The 15,545-nt window shown below is 27.8% G+C and carries 20 protein-coding genes; 5 read left to right on the forward strand and 15 right to left on the reverse strand.

What is annotated here, in order from left to right:
- Positions 1-27 precede the first annotated feature (27 nt).
- Genes topA through AMN70_RS00990 form a run of 3 tightly spaced genes read left to right on the forward strand, consistent with a single transcriptional unit; the run spans position 28 to position 3,310 of the window.
- A complete protein-coding gene (gene topA / locus AMN70_RS00980) occupies positions 28-2,604 on the forward strand; it encodes a type I DNA topoisomerase (RefSeq protein ID WP_075501152.1) in 2,577 nt (858 codons plus the stop codon).
- Positions 2,601-2,852: a hypothetical protein gene (locus tag AMN70_RS00985; protein ID WP_075501153.1), complete on the forward strand. Its 252-nt coding sequence runs from the start codon at positions 2,601-2,603 to the stop codon at positions 2,850-2,852. The genes topA and AMN70_RS00985 overlap by 4 nt, the downstream gene beginning before the upstream one ends.
- Complete coding sequence (locus AMN70_RS00990) at positions 2,849-3,310, forward strand: RidA family protein (protein ID WP_075501154.1); 462 nt, start codon at positions 2,849-2,851, stop codon at positions 3,308-3,310. The genes AMN70_RS00985 and AMN70_RS00990 overlap by 4 nt, the downstream gene beginning before the upstream one ends.
- Here the strand turns inward: AMN70_RS00990 and AMN70_RS00995 are convergent, their stop codons facing one another.
- On the reverse strand, positions 3,311-4,618 hold the full coding sequence (locus AMN70_RS00995) for a UDP-glucose dehydrogenase family protein (protein ID WP_075501155.1): 1,308 nt from the start codon (positions 4,616-4,618) through the stop codon (positions 3,311-3,313).
- Positions 4,615-5,430, reverse strand: a complete 816-nt coding sequence (locus AMN70_RS01000; protein ID WP_075501156.1) for a sugar phosphate nucleotidyltransferase — start codon at positions 5,428-5,430, stop codon at positions 4,615-4,617. Before AMN70_RS01000 ends, AMN70_RS00995 begins: the two co-directional genes overlap by 4 nt.
- 4 nt (positions 5,431-5,434) lie before the next feature.
- Here AMN70_RS01000 and panC point away from each other — a divergent pair, with 4 nt between their 5' ends.
- Complete coding sequence (panC, locus tag AMN70_RS01005) at positions 5,435-6,277, forward strand: pantoate--beta-alanine ligase (RefSeq protein WP_075501157.1); 843 nt, start codon at positions 5,435-5,437, stop codon at positions 6,275-6,277.
- Between the two features lies 1 nt (position 6,278).
- On the opposite strand, the gene mgtE is transcribed toward panC, so the two are convergent.
- Positions 6,279-7,652: a magnesium transporter gene (gene mgtE, locus AMN70_RS01010; RefSeq protein WP_075501158.1), complete on the reverse strand. Its 1,374-nt coding sequence runs from the start codon at positions 7,650-7,652 to the stop codon at positions 6,279-6,281.
- Between the two features lie 60 nt (positions 7,653-7,712).
- Here mgtE and lipB point away from each other — a divergent pair, with 60 nt between their 5' ends.
- A complete protein-coding gene (gene lipB / locus AMN70_RS01015; protein ID WP_075501159.1) occupies positions 7,713-8,342 on the forward strand; it encodes a lipoyl(octanoyl) transferase LipB in 630 nt (209 codons plus the stop codon).
- On the opposite strand, the gene AMN70_RS01020 is transcribed toward lipB, so the two are convergent.
- From AMN70_RS01020 to rpsH, 12 genes are all read right to left on the reverse strand, one after another.
- A complete protein-coding gene (locus tag AMN70_RS01020; protein WP_075501160.1) occupies positions 8,311-9,228 on the reverse strand; it encodes an RluA family pseudouridine synthase in 918 nt (305 codons plus the stop codon). The two genes, lipB and AMN70_RS01020, sit on opposite strands and share 32 nt — an antisense overlap.
- Before the next feature lie 10 nt (positions 9,229-9,238).
- Positions 9,239-9,682, reverse strand: a complete 444-nt coding sequence (gene rplQ, locus AMN70_RS01025; RefSeq protein WP_075501161.1) for a 50S ribosomal protein L17 — start codon at positions 9,680-9,682, stop codon at positions 9,239-9,241.
- On the reverse strand, positions 9,682-10,710 hold the full coding sequence (locus tag AMN70_RS01030; protein ID WP_075501162.1) for a DNA-directed RNA polymerase subunit alpha: 1,029 nt from the start codon (positions 10,708-10,710) through the stop codon (positions 9,682-9,684). Before AMN70_RS01030 ends, rplQ begins: the two co-directional genes overlap by 1 nt.
- Complete coding sequence (rpsK, locus tag AMN70_RS01035; protein ID WP_075501163.1) at positions 10,710-11,159, reverse strand: 30S ribosomal protein S11; 450 nt, start codon at positions 11,157-11,159, stop codon at positions 10,710-10,712. Before rpsK ends, AMN70_RS01030 begins: the two co-directional genes overlap by 1 nt.
- 2 nt (positions 11,160-11,161) lie before the next feature.
- Positions 11,162-11,545, reverse strand: a complete 384-nt coding sequence (gene rpsM, locus AMN70_RS01040; protein WP_075501164.1) for a 30S ribosomal protein S13 — start codon at positions 11,543-11,545, stop codon at positions 11,162-11,164.
- 57 nt (positions 11,546-11,602) lie between these two features.
- Positions 11,603-12,166, reverse strand: a complete 564-nt coding sequence (locus AMN70_RS01045; RefSeq protein ID WP_075501165.1) for an adenylate kinase — start codon at positions 12,164-12,166, stop codon at positions 11,603-11,605.
- Positions 12,167-12,171: 5 nt separating this feature from the next.
- Positions 12,172-13,452: a preprotein translocase subunit SecY gene (gene secY / locus AMN70_RS01050; protein ID WP_075501166.1), complete on the reverse strand. Its 1,281-nt coding sequence runs from the start codon at positions 13,450-13,452 to the stop codon at positions 12,172-12,174.
- Positions 13,453-13,463: 11 nt separating this feature from the next.
- Complete coding sequence (gene rplO / locus AMN70_RS01055) at positions 13,464-13,919, reverse strand: 50S ribosomal protein L15 (RefSeq protein ID WP_075501167.1); 456 nt, start codon at positions 13,917-13,919, stop codon at positions 13,464-13,466.
- Positions 13,919-14,434 (reverse strand): 30S ribosomal protein S5, encoded by a 516-nt coding sequence (rpsE, locus tag AMN70_RS01060; protein ID WP_075501168.1) that lies wholly within the window; start codon positions 14,432-14,434, stop codon positions 13,919-13,921. The genes rplO and rpsE overlap by 1 nt, the downstream gene beginning before the upstream one ends.
- Positions 14,435-14,436: 2 nt before the next feature.
- Positions 14,437-14,793, reverse strand: a complete 357-nt coding sequence (gene rplR / locus AMN70_RS01065; RefSeq protein ID WP_075501169.1) for a 50S ribosomal protein L18 — start codon at positions 14,791-14,793, stop codon at positions 14,437-14,439.
- Positions 14,793-15,332 carry a 50S ribosomal protein L6 gene (rplF, locus tag AMN70_RS01070; protein ID WP_075501170.1) on the reverse strand — a complete coding sequence of 180 codons (540 nt, stop codon included), beginning with the start codon at positions 15,330-15,332 and terminating at the stop codon, positions 14,793-14,795. The genes rplR and rplF overlap by 1 nt, the downstream gene beginning before the upstream one ends.
- A gap of 5 nt (positions 15,333-15,337) precedes the next feature.
- On the reverse strand, positions 15,338-15,545 hold a 208-nt coding region (rpsH, locus tag AMN70_RS01075), incomplete at its 5' end, for a 30S ribosomal protein S8 (protein WP_075501171.1).

Genomic DNA, 15,545 nt, shown 5'->3' on the forward strand with positions numbered 1-15,545 from the left:
CTAAGTCTTTTGAGTAGTTTGTAGCTTATGAATTTGGTCATTGTAGAAAGTCCTGCTAAAGCTAAAACTATAAATAAATACTTGGGAGATAAGTATAAAGTTTTAGCAAGTTATGGTCACATAAGAGACTTGCCTTCAAAAAACGGTTCCGTAGATCCAGATCAAGATTTTAAAATGGAATGGGAAGTTGACAGTTTTTCAAAAAAATATCTTAAAGAAATAACTGATGCCGCAAAAGATTCATCTAAAATTATATTAGCTACCGACCCTGATCGTGAAGGTGAAGCTATAGCTTGGCATGTAAAAGAATATTTAAATGAAAAAAAACTTTTGAAAGATAAAGAAATTGAACGAGTTGTATTTAATGAAATAACCAAAAAAGCTGTTATACAAGGAATTGAAAACCCAAGACAAATAGAGCCATTACTAGTTGATGCATACATGGCAAGAAGAGCTTTGGACTACTTGGTTGGTTTTAATATATCTCCAATACTCTGGACAAAACTACCAGGTTCAAAATCTGCAGGAAGAGTTCAGTCTGTAGCATTAAAGTTAATTACAGAAAGAGAACATGCAATTGAATCTTTTAAACCTGAAGAATTTTGGACTTTAAGTGTTAAATTTGCTGATAATATAAATCAAAATTTCACTGCAAGTATAAGTCAACTTGACAACAATAAAATTGAAAAATTTTCATTTAGAAACAAAGAAGAGATAAATAAAGCCATATCTAGCATTAATAAAAAAAAATTTAATATAAATGATATTTCTAGCAAAATAGTAAATCGTAATCCTTCTGGGCCATTTACTACATCGACTCTTCAACAAACCGCATCAAGTAGACTAGGTTTTGGTGCATCTAGAACAATGCAAATTGCCCAAAAACTTTATCAAGGTATAGAAATGGAAGGTGAAACAATTGGCTTAATTACCTATATGAGAACTGATGGAACTAATTTATCTAAAGAAGCTGTAACGAGTTTCAGAAACTATATCCAAAAAGAGATTGGTAATGAATATTTACCCAAAGATATTTTGAATTATTCTGGAAAAAAAGCTAAAAATGCGCAAGAAGCTCACGAAGCTATCAGACCTACCGATATTATTAGGACTCCTCAAAGTGTTAAGAAATATCTAAGCACAGATCAAAATAAACTTTATGACCTTATCTGGAGTAGAGCTTTGTCTTCTCAAATGGAATCAGCTAAATTTGATAGAAATACTATCACTATATCGTCAGATAATAATGATACCATTTGTAAAGCTAGCGGATCAGTTTTAAAATTTGATGGTTTCTTAAAAATTTATAATAATCAAAACAAAGATGATGATGAAAATATTTTACCAGCTGTATCTAAAGGACCTATTAATATTGAGGAATTAATAGATGAGCAACATTATACACAACCGCCGCCAAGATATTCCGAGGCCAGTTTAGTTAAAAAGCTTGAGGAGCTTGGTATAGGAAGGCCTTCTACGTATGCAAGTATCATTTCTACTATTGCCAATAGAGGCTATGCAGAGATATTGAATAAAAGATTTTTTCCTACAGATAGGGGTAAATTAATTTCAGCCTTTTTAGAAAAATTATTCTCAAAATACGTAGATTATAACTTTACAGCAGGATTAGAAGATCAACTTGATGAGATCACTACTGGAAAAGAAAGTTGGATTAAAGTTTTGGAACTTTTTTGGAAAGACTTCAATAATAATGTTTCGGAAGTAAAAGAAAAAAGAACCAGAGAGGTCTTGGATTTACTTAATGATAGTTTGGGTGAATTAATCTTTGATAAGGATAATAAAGGAAATGTAGTAAGAAAATGTCAATTATGTAGTTCTGGAACACTTAGTTTAAAAAATAGTTTTAGAGGAGGTGCTTTTATAGGATGTTCAAATTATCCAGAATGTAAATTTACCCGACCTTTATCCAAAGCTAAAGCCGCTGCTCAAGCACAATTGGCTGAACCAAAATTTATAGGAAAACATGAAAATGGAAATGATATATATTTGAAAAATGGTAGATTTGGCCCCTACCTTCAGTACGAAAAAGTTCCTGAAGATGTTGAAACTGAAAAATCAACTAAAAAAAAGAAAAAAAATAAAAAATCAAAATCAGATGTTAATGAACTCTTAAAAAATGTTTCGATACCTAAGGGCTTAGAATTAGAAACTATTGATTTAGAAAAAGCTCGATTTTTATGCTCATTACCTAAATCTCTAGGAATTAATCCCGATAATAAAAAGGAGATAACATTAAATACGGGAAGATTTGGCCCATATTTAAAATGTGAAAACAAATCTGCAAGAATTGAAAATATTGAAGAAATATTTTCTATAGGCTTGAATAGAGCAATTACTATGATAGCAGAAGCTAAACCAGGTAGAATATCGTCATCAATTATAAAAGACTTAGGGGAACATCCAGAAGATAAAAAACCAGTTAGAGTAATGAAAGGTCAATATGGACCATATATAAAATATAAATCTTTGAATGCAACTATTCCTGAAGAAAAAGATCCGATAGAATTAACTATGGAAGAAGCATTAATATTGATAGAAAAAAGAAAAGAATATGACAAAAACAAAAAAAAGAAAAAAAAATGAAAAATTTTGTATTATATTTATTGATAATTTTTAATATGAATAATGTCGTTTTAGCGAATAACATTACTTGTAAAGAATTTAAAAAGTTTTCAGTTGAATACTTTAAATGTAAAGGTAATTTAGTTAAAGATAAAACTATATCTGCTGGTAAAAATATTATAAAAGATACTAAAGATTATCAAAAAGATGAATGGATAGAGGAAAAAGAAAAATTAAATAAAACTAAAGAAAAAATACTAAATCAATGACAGTTAATGAAAACATTAATAAATTAAATATTCAATTACCAGAAGCTAAGGCACCTGTTGGTAATTATGTTGCAACAAAAGTGTCAGGTAAATTGTTATTTGTATCGGGTCAAATATCAATAGATGAAAATGGCGAATTAATTAAAGGTAAAGTTGGTAAAGATTTAGATGTAGACTCTGGTTATAACGCTGCAAAAAGATGTGCTCTAGGAATTGTATCTCAAGTTAAAAAAGCATGTAATGATGATTTATCGAAAGTTAAAAGCTGTGTGAAATTGACTGGTTTTGTAAATTCTACTGATGACTTTATGGATCAACCAAAAGTAATAAATGGCGCATCTGACTTAATTGCTTCAATATTTGAAGAATCAGGCATGCATACAAGAGCAGCCGTAAGCACTAATAGTTTACCATTGGGAGTTGCTGTCGAAGTAGATGCAATTTTTGAATTGAATTAATTACTTTGATCCTCTGCCTACACTCAAATATTTGATATTTTTTTTTGTCATTTTTTGAGGAGAATATAAATTTCTCATATCAAATATTATAATTTTTTTATTTTTATTTAATTTTTTAAAATCTAAAGATTTAAAGTCATTCCATTCTGTATGAATTATTACTAAGTCAGTTTTATCTAAACATTTTATTAATGAATCAGCAAAACTTACATTACTTAATTTTTCAAATTCTTTTTTATAACCCGTAGGATCATAATATTTTATAATTGCACCTCTTTTGGATAAATCAGGTATCATTACTAAACTTGAGGAGTCTCTCATATCATCAGTGTTAGCTTTAAAGGTTACACCTAAAAAGCTAATTGTCTTATTTCTTATTTTATTATTTAAAATTTTGTAAACTCTATTAAGTAGTAATTTTGATCTATTCTCGTTAGATCTTATAACTGACTTAATTACTGATAAATTTGTATGAAATTTATCTCCTGTAGAAGTTATAGCTTTAGTATCTTTTGGAAAACATGATCCACCATATGCAGGTCCTGCTCTTAAAAAACGACTGCCAATTCTTTGATCAAGTCCCATTCCTATTGATATATCGTCAATATTTATATTTATTTTCTCACATAAGTTTGCAATTTCATTTATAAATGTGATTTTTGTTGCAAGAAATGCATTAGATGCATACTTAATTAGCTCAGCAGCTCTTCTAGAAGTATGAACATATTTAGCCCCTTTTGCAATAAGGGGAGAATATAAATTTTTTAAAATCTTGTTAGATCTTTTATCGTTTGATCCAACTATTACCCTATCCGGGAATATAAAATCTCTTATTGCCTCACCTTCTCTAAGAAATTCAGGATTAGAAACGACAGAAAATTTCTTACTTAAATTTTTTTTTGATAAAATTTTTTCAATCTCATCACCTGTTGTTACAGGCACTGTTGATTTGGTAATTATAATTTTAAATTTGTTAATTGATTTTGACAAATCTTTTGCTACTCCATATATTTGACTTAAATCTGCGCTACTACCTCTTTTTTTAGTAGGTGTACCAACACAAATAAAAATTATATCAGATTTTTTTACTGAATTTTTTAGATCATTAGAAAAACTTAATCTTTTGTTTTTAGTGTTTTTTTTTACTAATTCTTCTAATCCAGGTTCATATATTGGTATTATTCCATTTTTTAATTTATTTATTTTTTTTATGTCTTTATCTACACAAATAACTTGATTTCCTAAATCAGAAAAACAAACACCACTGACAAGTCCAACATAACCTGTGCCTATCATACAAAGTTTCATAATTTTGCAATTTCTAAAGTTGATTTAATATAACCATGCATACTCCCACAATCTAAATATTTTCCAGAAAAATTATGTGCAATAAATTTTTTTTTTTCTTTAATCAATGATTGGATTGCATCAGTTATATGAATCTCTCCACCTTTGCCTGGCTTTTGTCTAATTAACTTTGAAAAAATAGTTTTGGGTAAGATATATCTACCTATTACTGCTTTATTAGATGGAGCTTTTTTAATAGAAGGTTTTTCAATAACATCTTTTATTAAAAAATTTCTTTTATCAATTTTTTTATTGAGTTTATAAATACCCCATCTTGAAACTGTTTTTTTATGAACATTCATACTAGCCATAACACAAGAATTAAATCTTTTATGAACTTTAATCATAGATTTTGAGCAATTTTTTTTGATAATAAGATCGTCAGGTAAAAGCATTAAAAAAAATTTATCTTTAATAAATCTTTTAGTCTTTAATACAGCATCACCTGTACCAAGAGGTTTATTCTGGTACACAAATTTAATCATTTTTTTATATTTTATGATTTTTTTATACTCTTTAATTATTCTAGGATCTTTTTTTTTTTTGATTATTTTTTTATAAAAATTATCATTAAAAAAATAATCTTTTATCATTATTTTTTTTTTAGAGATTATAAAAATTACATCTTTTATTCCAGCTTCAATACATTCATCTAAAATATATTCAATTCCAGGTTTTCCATTTATAGGTAAAAGTTCTTTAGCAAAAACACTTGTTAAAGGTAGTAGTCTTGTACCTAGGCCTGCTAATGGAATAATTGCTTGTTTAATCATGTAAATGTTTTACTTATTAAATTGTTTTATACAAATGAAAATTTTATTAAGTAATAATGATTTAAATGAGGCATTATATGATGTTTCAAACTTAGGTTTTGTGCCAACAATGGGTAGCTTACACAACGGGCATATTTCATTAATTAAGAAATCATTAAAGGACTGTAAAAAAACAATAGTAAGTATATTCATAAATCCTACTCAATTTAATAATAAAAATGATTTTGAAAATTATCCAAAAAACAACAAAAAAGATCTGTCAATTTTAAAAAATTTAAAAATAAATTTTTTATATATGCCAAAAGCAAAAGATGTGTATGATTATGAAAGAAAATCACCAATCAGACTCAGGAAAAAAGATAAGATATTGTGCGCTAAATTTAGAAAAGGTCATTTTGAGGGGGTTATTGACGTTATGGAGCGACTGACAAAGATAATAAAACCACAGAAAATTTACTTGGGTGAGAAAGATTTTCAACAACTTTTTTTGGTTAAAAAATATAATCCAAAAAAATATAAAGCAAAAATCATTTCATGTAGGACAATCAGAAATAAAAATAAACTTGCTTTTTCATCAAGAAATAAACTTTTAAGTAAAAAACAATTAAAAATTGCTGAAAAAATATCTAAAGAAGTTTTTTTTCTTAAAAAAAAACTTTCTAAAAGTAGAAATATTAAAAAACTTTTATCTGATAAAAAAAAAAGATTAACAAATTTATTCAATATAAAGTTTGATTACTTAGAATTGAGAAATACATCAAATCTTAAAATTTCGAATAAAGTTAAAAATTCAAGATTATTTGTTGCTTATCATATTAATAAAATAAGATTAATTGATAATTTTTAATTTATAAAAAATAAGCACCAACACCTAAAAAAGATACAAATCCGATTACATCGGTAATTGTAGTAACAAAAACACTTGAGGCAATTGCTGGATCAATATTAATTTTTTTTAGAGTTACAGGAACTAAAATTCCAAATAAACCAGCAACAACCATTGTTAGTATCATTGATATTGATATGATTAATGAAAGCTGTACATCTTGAAACCATAATTGGACAATTATAGAACTTATAATTGCAAAAATAATACCATTTAAAACACCTATGTTAAATTCTTTTAATATATTTTGATTAAAATTATTTTTAGTCAAATCATTTGTAGCTAAAGTTCTTACTGTAACTGCAAGAGTCTGCATACCTGCATTTCCACCCATCGATGCAACAATAGGCATCAAAAATGCCAAAACTACCATTTGTTCAATAGTTGCACCAAATAAACTTATGCAATATGTTGCTAAAAAAGCCGTAAATAAATTTAAAAGTAGCCAATTAAATCTTCTTTTAGTTTTTGTTATCACACCATCTGTTATTTCTTCATCACCTACCCCAGCTAATCTTAATGCATCTTCTTCTGCTTCTTCTTTCAATACAGTTAGTACATCATCAGAAGTAATCATTCCTACTAATTTATTTGTTTTATCGACTACACATGCAGAATTAAGATTATAATTCTCAAATAAATTTCCTACTTCTTCTCTGTCCATATCCACTGGTATTAAAAAAGTAGTATCATCCATAATTGATGACATTTTGGTATCTCTAGAAGTTCTTAAAACCTTGGACGATGGTACAGTACCAATTGGCTTAAAATTTTCATCCACTATATAAATTTCTAAAAATTGTTCTGGTAAATCTTTATTTTCTCTTAAATAATCTATAGTTTGACCGACAGACCAATTGCTAGGAATTGCAGTGAATTCTCTTTGCATTATTCTTGCAGCACTATCTTCTGGGTAACTTAGTCCTTCTAACAAAGCAAATCGATCTTTTGGTGGAAGTGAGCTTAAAATTGAATTTTTATCTTTTTCTTCAACATTTTCTAAGATAGATATAGCGTCATCTGATTCTAGATTTTTTAGTATTCTTACAATAGCATCTGATGAAAGATATTTGATTATCTCTGACTTAACAGACTCATTTAATTCAACAAAAACTTCTGGATCAATTCTAAAATTATTTAACTTTATTAATTTTTCTCTGTCATTTTCACTTAAATGTTCAATTATGTCAGCAGCATCTGCTGGATGCATTTCTTTAAAAGAATTTGTAATAAATAAGGCATCGTTACTAGCAATCTTGTCAGTAACTACTTTGATATACTCTTTATTAAATTCAAAGTTGACTTTTTTATCTTTGATTTTTTTAATTAAAGTCATAAATTTACCTATAATTCAGTCGGAACTTTTAATACATAATATAAAGAATACAATTTTTTTATGAATATAGAGATCAAAAAATCAACAAAACCAGTAAAATATGATGATGCTATAAATTATCTTAAAGCCAGATCGAAATTAGTTAGTGAAAATAAAGGCAAAGAACTTATCTGGATATTAGAACATGAGCCTATTTTTACAGCTGGTACAGGTTTCTCGCAAAATGATATTATTGATAAATCGATTAATATTTACGAAACTAATCGTGGAGGTAAAATTACCTATCATGGTCCAGGTCAATTAATGTTTTATTTTGTAATTGATTTAAGAAAAAAAAAGAAAGATATAAGAAAATTTATTACTGTGATAGAAAATTCTATTATCGAAACTTTAAGAGAATTTAAAATAGAATGCCAAGCTGATAAAAAAAACATTGGAATTTGGTTTGATAATAAAGGAAAATTAGAAAAAATTGCTGCTATAGGTGTAAGAGTAACTAAGTGGATTGCATATCATGGTTTTTGTTTAAATATTGACAATGATCTTGATCCATTTAAGAAGATAATACCATGTGGAATTTCAGACAAAACTGTTACTAATTTAACAAAAATTTCAAAAATTAAATTTGATAAAATTGATGATATATTAATTAATAAATTTATTTCAAATTTGAAAAATTTAAACGTTTAACTTTTAATAATTTTTTAAAATAATCTGGTAATAAAGCAGTATAAGTGTGTTTTACTTTATTAATCATAAATCTGATTTGATATGAGTGTAACATTAATTTTTTATTAACACCTTTACTTGAATTAGAAAGTCTATATTTTATATCACCAAATATTGGTTGTCCTAAATTATAAAGCTGTTTTCGTAACTGATGTTTTCTACCAGTAATAGGCTTTAGCTCAACTAAACTTGCCTCAGAATTTTTATCAATTACCCTATAAAGCGTTTTTGCATTTTCTATTATCTTTTTTTTTCCATCATATCTTATTAAATCATTATTCCATTCACCTGAGTTTTTAATTATTTCGCCATGGCATATAGCTAAGTATGTTTTGTGAACTTTACGTAATCTGAACAGAGAAGTAAGTAACTGTGCACTTTCTCTTGTTTTTGCCATTATAAACACACCTGAAGTATCTTTATCTAATCTATGAACCGAATATGGTTTTGTATTTTTGAAAATTTCACTTTTTGCAAATATATCAACAAGGTTTTTTTTTGATTTAGTTCCACCTTGAACAGAAATACCTGAACTTTTATTTAAAACAATAAAATCATCATTATTGTCTATAATTTGATCTTCATTTGATTTAATAATTTTCTTAGAAGGTTCAAATTTAATATTATTTTGAATTAATATTTCTTTAAAATCAATGTTAAATAGTTCAATTTTATCATTTGTATTAATTTTTTGAGAACTTTTAGTTTTTTTTTTATTTAATTTTATTTTCCCAATTCTTAAATTTTTTTCAATTAATCCTTGTGGAACCTTACCTAATTTATGTCTAATCCATCTATCAATTCGCATGTTATTACACGTTGAATCAACGATGTAAGACTTTTTCATAACTAATGAATTATGCTGTGGCTACTTTTTTTTCTTCAGCTTTAGGAGTATTCTTATTTATCTCTTTTTTCTTTTTATCAACTCTTTTTGCTTCTACATCTCTATCTACAAATTCAATAATTGCCATTGGTGCATTATCACCATATCTAAATCCAGCTTTAATTATACGGGTATAACCACCATTTCTATTTACATATCTTTTAGATAAAGTTTTTTTTACTTTATTAGCTGATTTTGTATCTTGAAGTTTTGAAACTAACATTTTAGTTGTTTGTAGAGTTTCTTTCTTACCAAGTGTAATTATCTTATCTGCTTGGGGTTTTAAAAATTTTGCTTTCGGTAAGGTCGTTTTAATTTGCTCATATTTTATTAATGAATTCAGCATATTCTTTAATAATGCTTTACGATGTTCGGAAGTTCTATTTAACTTCTTATTAGCTATTTTGTGTCTCATTAAATAGCTTCCTCTAATTTTTTAGACATTTCAGCAATATTATCTGGTGGCCAATTAGGAATTTCCATACCCAAATATAAAGACATGCCAGTTAATACTTCTTTTATTTCATTTAAAGACTTTCTACCAAAATTTGGCGTTCTAAGCATTTCTCCTTCAGATTTTTGAACAAGATCACCTATATAAATTATATTATCATTTTTAAGACAATTCATTGATCTGACTGAAAGTTCAAGTTCATCAACTTTTCTTAATAAATTTTTATTAAATTCAGGTTCAGTTGAAACTTCTTTTACCGGCGCTTCAACTGGTTCATCAAAATTGATGAACATTTTTAACTGATCTTGAAAAATTCTAGCAGAATAAGCAACTGCATCCTCCGCTGATATAGATCCATTTGTTTCAACTTCCATTGTAAGTTTATCATAATCTAAAGCTTTACCTTCTCTAGCAGTACTAACTGAATATGAAACTTTTTTTACAGGACTGTATAATGAATCAATTGCAATTAATCCTAATGGGGGTTCTTCGGGTTTATTCAATTCTGCTGGCACATAACCTTTTCCAGTATTTACATTCATTTCCATATGAAAATTTGTATTTTCATCAAGATTGCAAATAACAAGATCTGGATTTAAAATTTCTACATCTGCGACAGGTGTAATATCCGAAGCTTTGATTTCGCCTGGACCTTTAGCATCTAAAACTAATTTTTTGGTTCCTTCAGCAGAACATTTTAAAGCCAAAGATTTTACATTCAATACAATATCTGTAACATCTTCTCTTACACCTTTAATTGAAGTAAATTCATGGAGAACACCATCAATTTGGATAGATGTAACTGCTGTGCCTCTTATTGAGGATAATAAAATTCTTCTTAATGAATTACCTAGGGTTAATCCATAGCCTTTTTCTAAAGGTTCTGCTATAATTTTAGCATGAGTTAGATCATCGCTCATTTTTACATCTAGTTTTGCAGGTTTGATTAATGATTTCCAATTTTTTACATTTACATTTTCAGTTTCCATTAAACTCTCCTTTTTTTTGGTGGTCGCGTACCATTATGTGGCATTGGCGTTGTATCTTTAATAGATAAAATTTTAAATCCTCTAGCTTGTAATGCTCTTAACGCTGTTTCTCTACCTGAGCCAGGTCCTTTTATCTCAACAGATAAAGTTTTCATACCATAATCTAATGCTTTAGATGCGGCCGCATCGGCAGCTATCTGTGCAGCATATGGTGTGGATTTTCTTGAACCTTTAAAACCTTTTTGACCAGCTGAAGCCCATGATATTACGTTACCATTTGTATCAGCGATCGAAATTATTGTGTTATTGAATGTAGATTGAACATAAGCAATTCCGTTTAAAATATTTTTTTTCGTTCTTTTTTTTTTTGAATAAGAACTTTTAATAGATTTTTTTGGAGACTTTTCTACTTTCTGATCCTTGTTTTCTACTTTTTCTGTTTTAGCCATTATTATTTTTTAAGTGGTGTTAATTTTTTACCAGCTATTGCAATTGCTTTACCTTTTCTGGTTCTTGCATTACATCGAGTTCTTTGTCCACGCACAGGGAGTTTTTTTCTATGCCTTGAACCTCTATAACAAGCAAGATCTATTAGTCTTTTAATACTTAAAGAGTAATCTCTTCTAAGATCACCTTCAACTTTAAAATTTTGATCTATATATTCTCTAATTTTTAAAATTTCTTCATCAGTTAATTCATTTACTCTTTTTTTTTTAGGAATTTCTAATGAGGAACAAATTTGTTTTGAAAACTTATCACCAATTCCATATATATAAGTTAAGCCTATATGAACAAGTTTATTTTGTGGAATATTAATACCTGCGATACGAGCCATAAATTTTGTGATAATTTTGAGCCCTTTTATATAAGAAGATCTTTCAAAGTCAATGTCTTAAACATTGATAAAAGCATCAATTTTCCTTGTTATTTCATCAATTTCTTGATTTCCATCTATCTCTTTAAAATTGGGATTTTTAGAGTAAAATTCTAGAACAGGTTTAGTTGTTTCCATATATTTGTCGTATCTTTTTAAAATTGTATTTAAATTATCATCTGATCTATTTTCTAGAACTTTTCTGTTTTCAATTCTTTTTATTATGACATCTTTTTTTACATTCAGAAAAAAAATAAAATCAATTTTTTGATTAGATCTTTCAATCAATTTATTTAGATTTTTTGCCTGACTTACTGATCTTGGATATCCATCAAAAATTAATCTGTTTTTTTTTATAGGATCAAAAATATATTCTTGAATAAGATCATTTACTATTTCATCACTAACAAATTTTCCATCATTTATATCATTTATTATTTTTTTTCCAATATCAGTATTATTTTTTATTTCGTTTCTGAGTAATTCACCAGTAGAAATTTGAAAACTGTTTAATTTTTTTACTAAATATTTTGACTGAGTTCCTTTTCCAGCACCGGGAGGTCCAAATAATATTATATTCACTAAAATTATCTTCCAAATTTTGTCTTTTTTATTAACTGCTCATATTGAGCACTCATAAGTCTAGTTTGAATCTGAGTTACGGTATCTATAGCAACAACAACAACAATTAGTATTGAGGCTCCTCCAAGGTAAAAAGGGATCGGATAATTAGCAATTAAAAATTCTGGCATTAAACAAACTAAGGTCAAATATAATGCACCAATAGTCGTTAATCTTGTTAAAATAGTTTCAATGTATAAAGCAGTGCTTTCACCCGGTCTAATTCCAGGTACAAATCCTCCGTATTTTCTTAAATTATCAGCTGTCTCAGTTGGATTAAAAGTTATTGAAGTATAAAAAAAAGTAAAAAAAATGATTCCTGATGCATAAAGCAACATATAAAGTGGCTGCCCTTGAGTAAAAAAGGAACTTAAATTTAAAAATGTTTCATTATTTGAAAAATTAAAATTAGAAAAAGTTACAGGTAGTAATAATAATGCAGAGGCAAAAATTGCAGGTATTACACCTGCTTGGTTTATCTTTAAAGGTAAATGAGATGACTCACCACCGTACATTTTATTTCCCATTTGTCTTTTTGGGTAATTAATTAAAATTTTTCTTAAAGCTCTTTCCATGAAAACTACAAATAGTATTGTTAATATCAATAAAACAAATATTGATAACAACATAACTGTTGACACAGCACCCGTTCTTCCAAGTTCAAAAGTTGTAACTAGTGCTCTTGGTATTTCTGCCACAATGCCTGCAAATATAATTAAAGATATTCCATTACCTATACCCCTTTGAGTAATTTGTTCTCCTAACCACATTAAAAAAATAGTTCCAGCCACAATTGTTGTCACTGTTGAAATTTTAAAAAATAACCCAGGGTTAATAACTAAATTTGCAGAAGACTCTAAACCTATTGCCAATCCATATCCTTGTACAGTTGCCAATAAAACTGTTCCATATCTAGTTATTTGAGTAATCTTTGATCTACCTATTTCACCTTGAGCTTTTAAATTTTTAAAATAATCTGAAACCCCTGTTAAAAGCTGAACAATAATAGCAGAAGATATATAGGGCATAATTCCTAACGCAAAAATTGCCATTCTGCTAACTGCACCACCTGCAAAAACGTTAAACATTCCAAGTAATCCTTTTTGATTACTATCCATTAAAGTTTTTAATTGTTCTGGGTCTATTCCGGGTAAAGGAACAAATGTACCGAATCTATAAACTGCCAAAACACCAATAGTAAATAATATTCTATTTCTTAAATCATTAGAGGAAGTTGAGGCACTCATAATAAAATGATCTATTTTTTCAATTGAATTGATCCGCCAATTTTTTCTAATTTTTCAACTGCAGATTTGGATGCTAAATTTGCTTCTATATTTACTTTATCCTTAATTTCACCTGATCCTAATATCTTAAGTTTAGTTGAATTCTTATTAATAATTTTTAATTTTTTTAACAATTCAGAATTTAATATGTCACTTGCTTTAATTCTTTTTTTATCAATATACGATTGAATTTTTTCAAGATTTAAAATTGCTACTTGCTCTGTTGAGATTGAATTAAATCCTCGTTTTGGAAGACGTCTATACAAAGGCATCTGACCACCTTCAAAACTTTTAATAGCAACACCTGATCTAGATTTTTGTCCCTTAACACCTCTTCCAGAAGTTTTACCTTTGCCAGAACCAATGCCTCTACCAACTCTAATTTTTGGTTTATTAATCTTTTCTCTATTATTAAGTAATGTTGTCATTAGCCTCTTTTTTCAATTATTTCTGAAATTTTTTTATTTCTTATTGCTGAAATTTGTTTTGGAGAATTTTGTTTCATCAATGCTTTAATCGTAGCTCTAATTACATTATGAGCGTTAGAAGTACCCATAGATTTTGCAACTATATCTTTAACTCCTAAAACCTCACATACTGCTCTAACAGGACCTCCTGCAATAATACCTGTGCCTTTAGATGCAGCTCTTAACACAATTCTACCAGACCCATCTTTAGCTTTAACATCATGATGAATTGTTCTTCCCTCTCTTAATGGAATATGAATAAGTTTTCTTTTTGCTATTTCGTTGGCTTTTTTTATTGCATCTGGTACTTGCTTAGCCTTAGCGTGCGCAATACCAATTCTTCCTGCTTGATTTCCAACAACAACTAATGCGGAAAATCCAAATCGCCTTCCACCTTTTACAACTTTTGTTATTCTGTTAATGTGAACTAACTTTTCTAAAATATTATCGTTTTTTTTATCTTTATTATTTTCCATAATTAAAAGTCCATTCCATTTTTTCTTAATGTTTCTGCAAATATTTTTACTCTTCCGTGATATTTATATATTCCTCTATCGAAAAATATTTTAGTTATTTTTTTTTCTTGAGCTTTTTTTGCTAACTTTTCAGCAACAATTTTCGAAAGTTCAGATTTATTTACTTTTGTTGAAGTCTTTATATCTTTTTCATTAGATGATGCAGATAATAATGTCATATTTTTTTTATCATCAATAATTTGAGCAGATATATTTTTTGCTGAACGAGATATACAAAGCCTTAATCTATCTTTAGGAGCGTTTTTTTTGACTTTATTGCTCACTCTAAATCGTTTTCTATTACTAGTAGTTAACTTCATTATTTCTTTTTTCCTTCTTTTTTTAAAATGTATTGTCCTTTTTCTCTAACACCCTTACCTTTATAAGGTTCAATTTTTCTTAAAGTTTTTATTTTTGAAGCTACAACTCCAACTAACTGTTTATCAGAACCAGTAATTTTTAAAGTAGTTTGTTTTTCTACAGCAATTTTAATCCCTTCTGGGATATCAAAATTAATATCATGACTATAGCCTAGTTGTAAATTTAATTGATTTCCCTTTAAAGCAGCTCTATAGCCAACGCCAACTAGTTCTAAAATTTTCTCATAGCCTTTGCTAGAACCAATTACTGCATTATTAATTAAGCTTCTGTTCATTCCCCAGAGACGTTTAGTATTTTGGTCAGTCTTTTTTGGTTTTATTGATATTTCCTTACCCTCTTTTATCTCTAAATTAAAAATCTCTAAATCAATATTCAATGATTTTTTTCCTTGTGGTCCTTCAACATTTAAAATATTTCCAGCTAAGGCAACTTTTACTTTTTCAGGAATTGTAATATTTATTTTTCCGATTTTAGACATAATTATTAAAATACTTTACAGATTATTTCTCCGCCTACTTTTTGTTTTCTTGCATCAATATCAGTCATTACACCTTTGGGTGTTGATACAATTGCAATACCTAAGCCATTATTAATTTTTGGTAAACTACCAGCACTTGAAAAGATTCTTCTACCTGGTTTTGAAACTCTTTCAAAATTACTGATTACAGGATTTCCAGAGTGATATTTAAGC

Source organism: Candidatus Pelagibacter communis, assembly GCF_001179925.1.
Lineage (GTDB): Bacteria > Pseudomonadota > Alphaproteobacteria > Pelagibacterales > Pelagibacteraceae > Pelagibacter > Pelagibacter ubique_E.

Bases quoted from the DNA above. Each gene is read 5' to 3' on its own strand.
- topA (WP_075501152.1), top strand. From the start codon at position 28: ATGAATTTGGTCATTGTAGAAAGTCCTGCTAAAGCTAAAACTATAAAT.
- AMN70_RS00985 (WP_075501153.1), top strand. From the start codon at position 2,601: ATGAAAAATTTTGTATTATATTTATTGATAATTTTTAATATGAATAAT.
- AMN70_RS00990 (WP_075501154.1), top strand. From the start codon at position 2,849: ATGACAGTTAATGAAAACATTAATAAATTAAATATTCAATTACCAGAA.
- AMN70_RS00995 (WP_075501155.1), bottom strand. From the start codon at position 4,618: ATGAAACTTTGTATGATAGGCACAGGTTATGTTGGACTTGTCAGTGGT.
- AMN70_RS01000 (WP_075501156.1), bottom strand. From the start codon at position 5,430: ATGATTAAACAAGCAATTATTCCATTAGCAGGCCTAGGTACAAGACTA.
- panC (WP_075501157.1), top strand. From the start codon at position 5,435: ATGTTTTACTTATTAAATTGTTTTATACAAATGAAAATTTTATTAAGT.
- mgtE (WP_075501158.1), bottom strand. From the start codon at position 7,652: ATGACTTTAATTAAAAAAATCAAAGATAAAAAAGTCAACTTTGAATTT.
- lipB (WP_075501159.1), top strand. From the start codon at position 7,713: ATGAATATAGAGATCAAAAAATCAACAAAACCAGTAAAATATGATGAT.
- AMN70_RS01020 (WP_075501160.1), bottom strand. From the start codon at position 9,228: ATGAAAAAGTCTTACATCGTTGATTCAACGTGTAATAACATGCGAATT.
- rplQ (WP_075501161.1), bottom strand. From the start codon at position 9,682: ATGAGACACAAAATAGCTAATAAGAAGTTAAATAGAACTTCCGAACAT.
- AMN70_RS01030 (WP_075501162.1), bottom strand. From the start codon at position 10,710: ATGGAAACTGAAAATGTAAATGTAAAAAATTGGAAATCATTAATCAAA.
- rpsK (WP_075501163.1), bottom strand. From the start codon at position 11,159: ATGGCTAAAACAGAAAAAGTAGAAAACAAGGATCAGAAAGTAGAAAAG.
- rpsM (WP_075501164.1), bottom strand. From the start codon at position 11,545: ATGGCTCGTATCGCAGGTATTAATATTCCACAAAATAAACTTGTTCAT.
- secY (WP_075501166.1), bottom strand. From the start codon at position 13,452: ATGAGTGCCTCAACTTCCTCTAATGATTTAAGAAATAGAATATTATTT.
- rplO (WP_075501167.1), bottom strand. From the start codon at position 13,919: ATGACAACATTACTTAATAATAGAGAAAAGATTAATAAACCAAAAATT.
- rpsE (WP_075501168.1), bottom strand. From the start codon at position 14,434: ATGGAAAATAATAAAGATAAAAAAAACGATAATATTTTAGAAAAGTTA.
- rplR (WP_075501169.1), bottom strand. From the start codon at position 14,793: ATGAAGTTAACTACTAGTAATAGAAAACGATTTAGAGTGAGCAATAAA.
- rplF (WP_075501170.1), bottom strand. From the start codon at position 15,332: ATGTCTAAAATCGGAAAAATAAATATTACAATTCCTGAAAAAGTAAAA.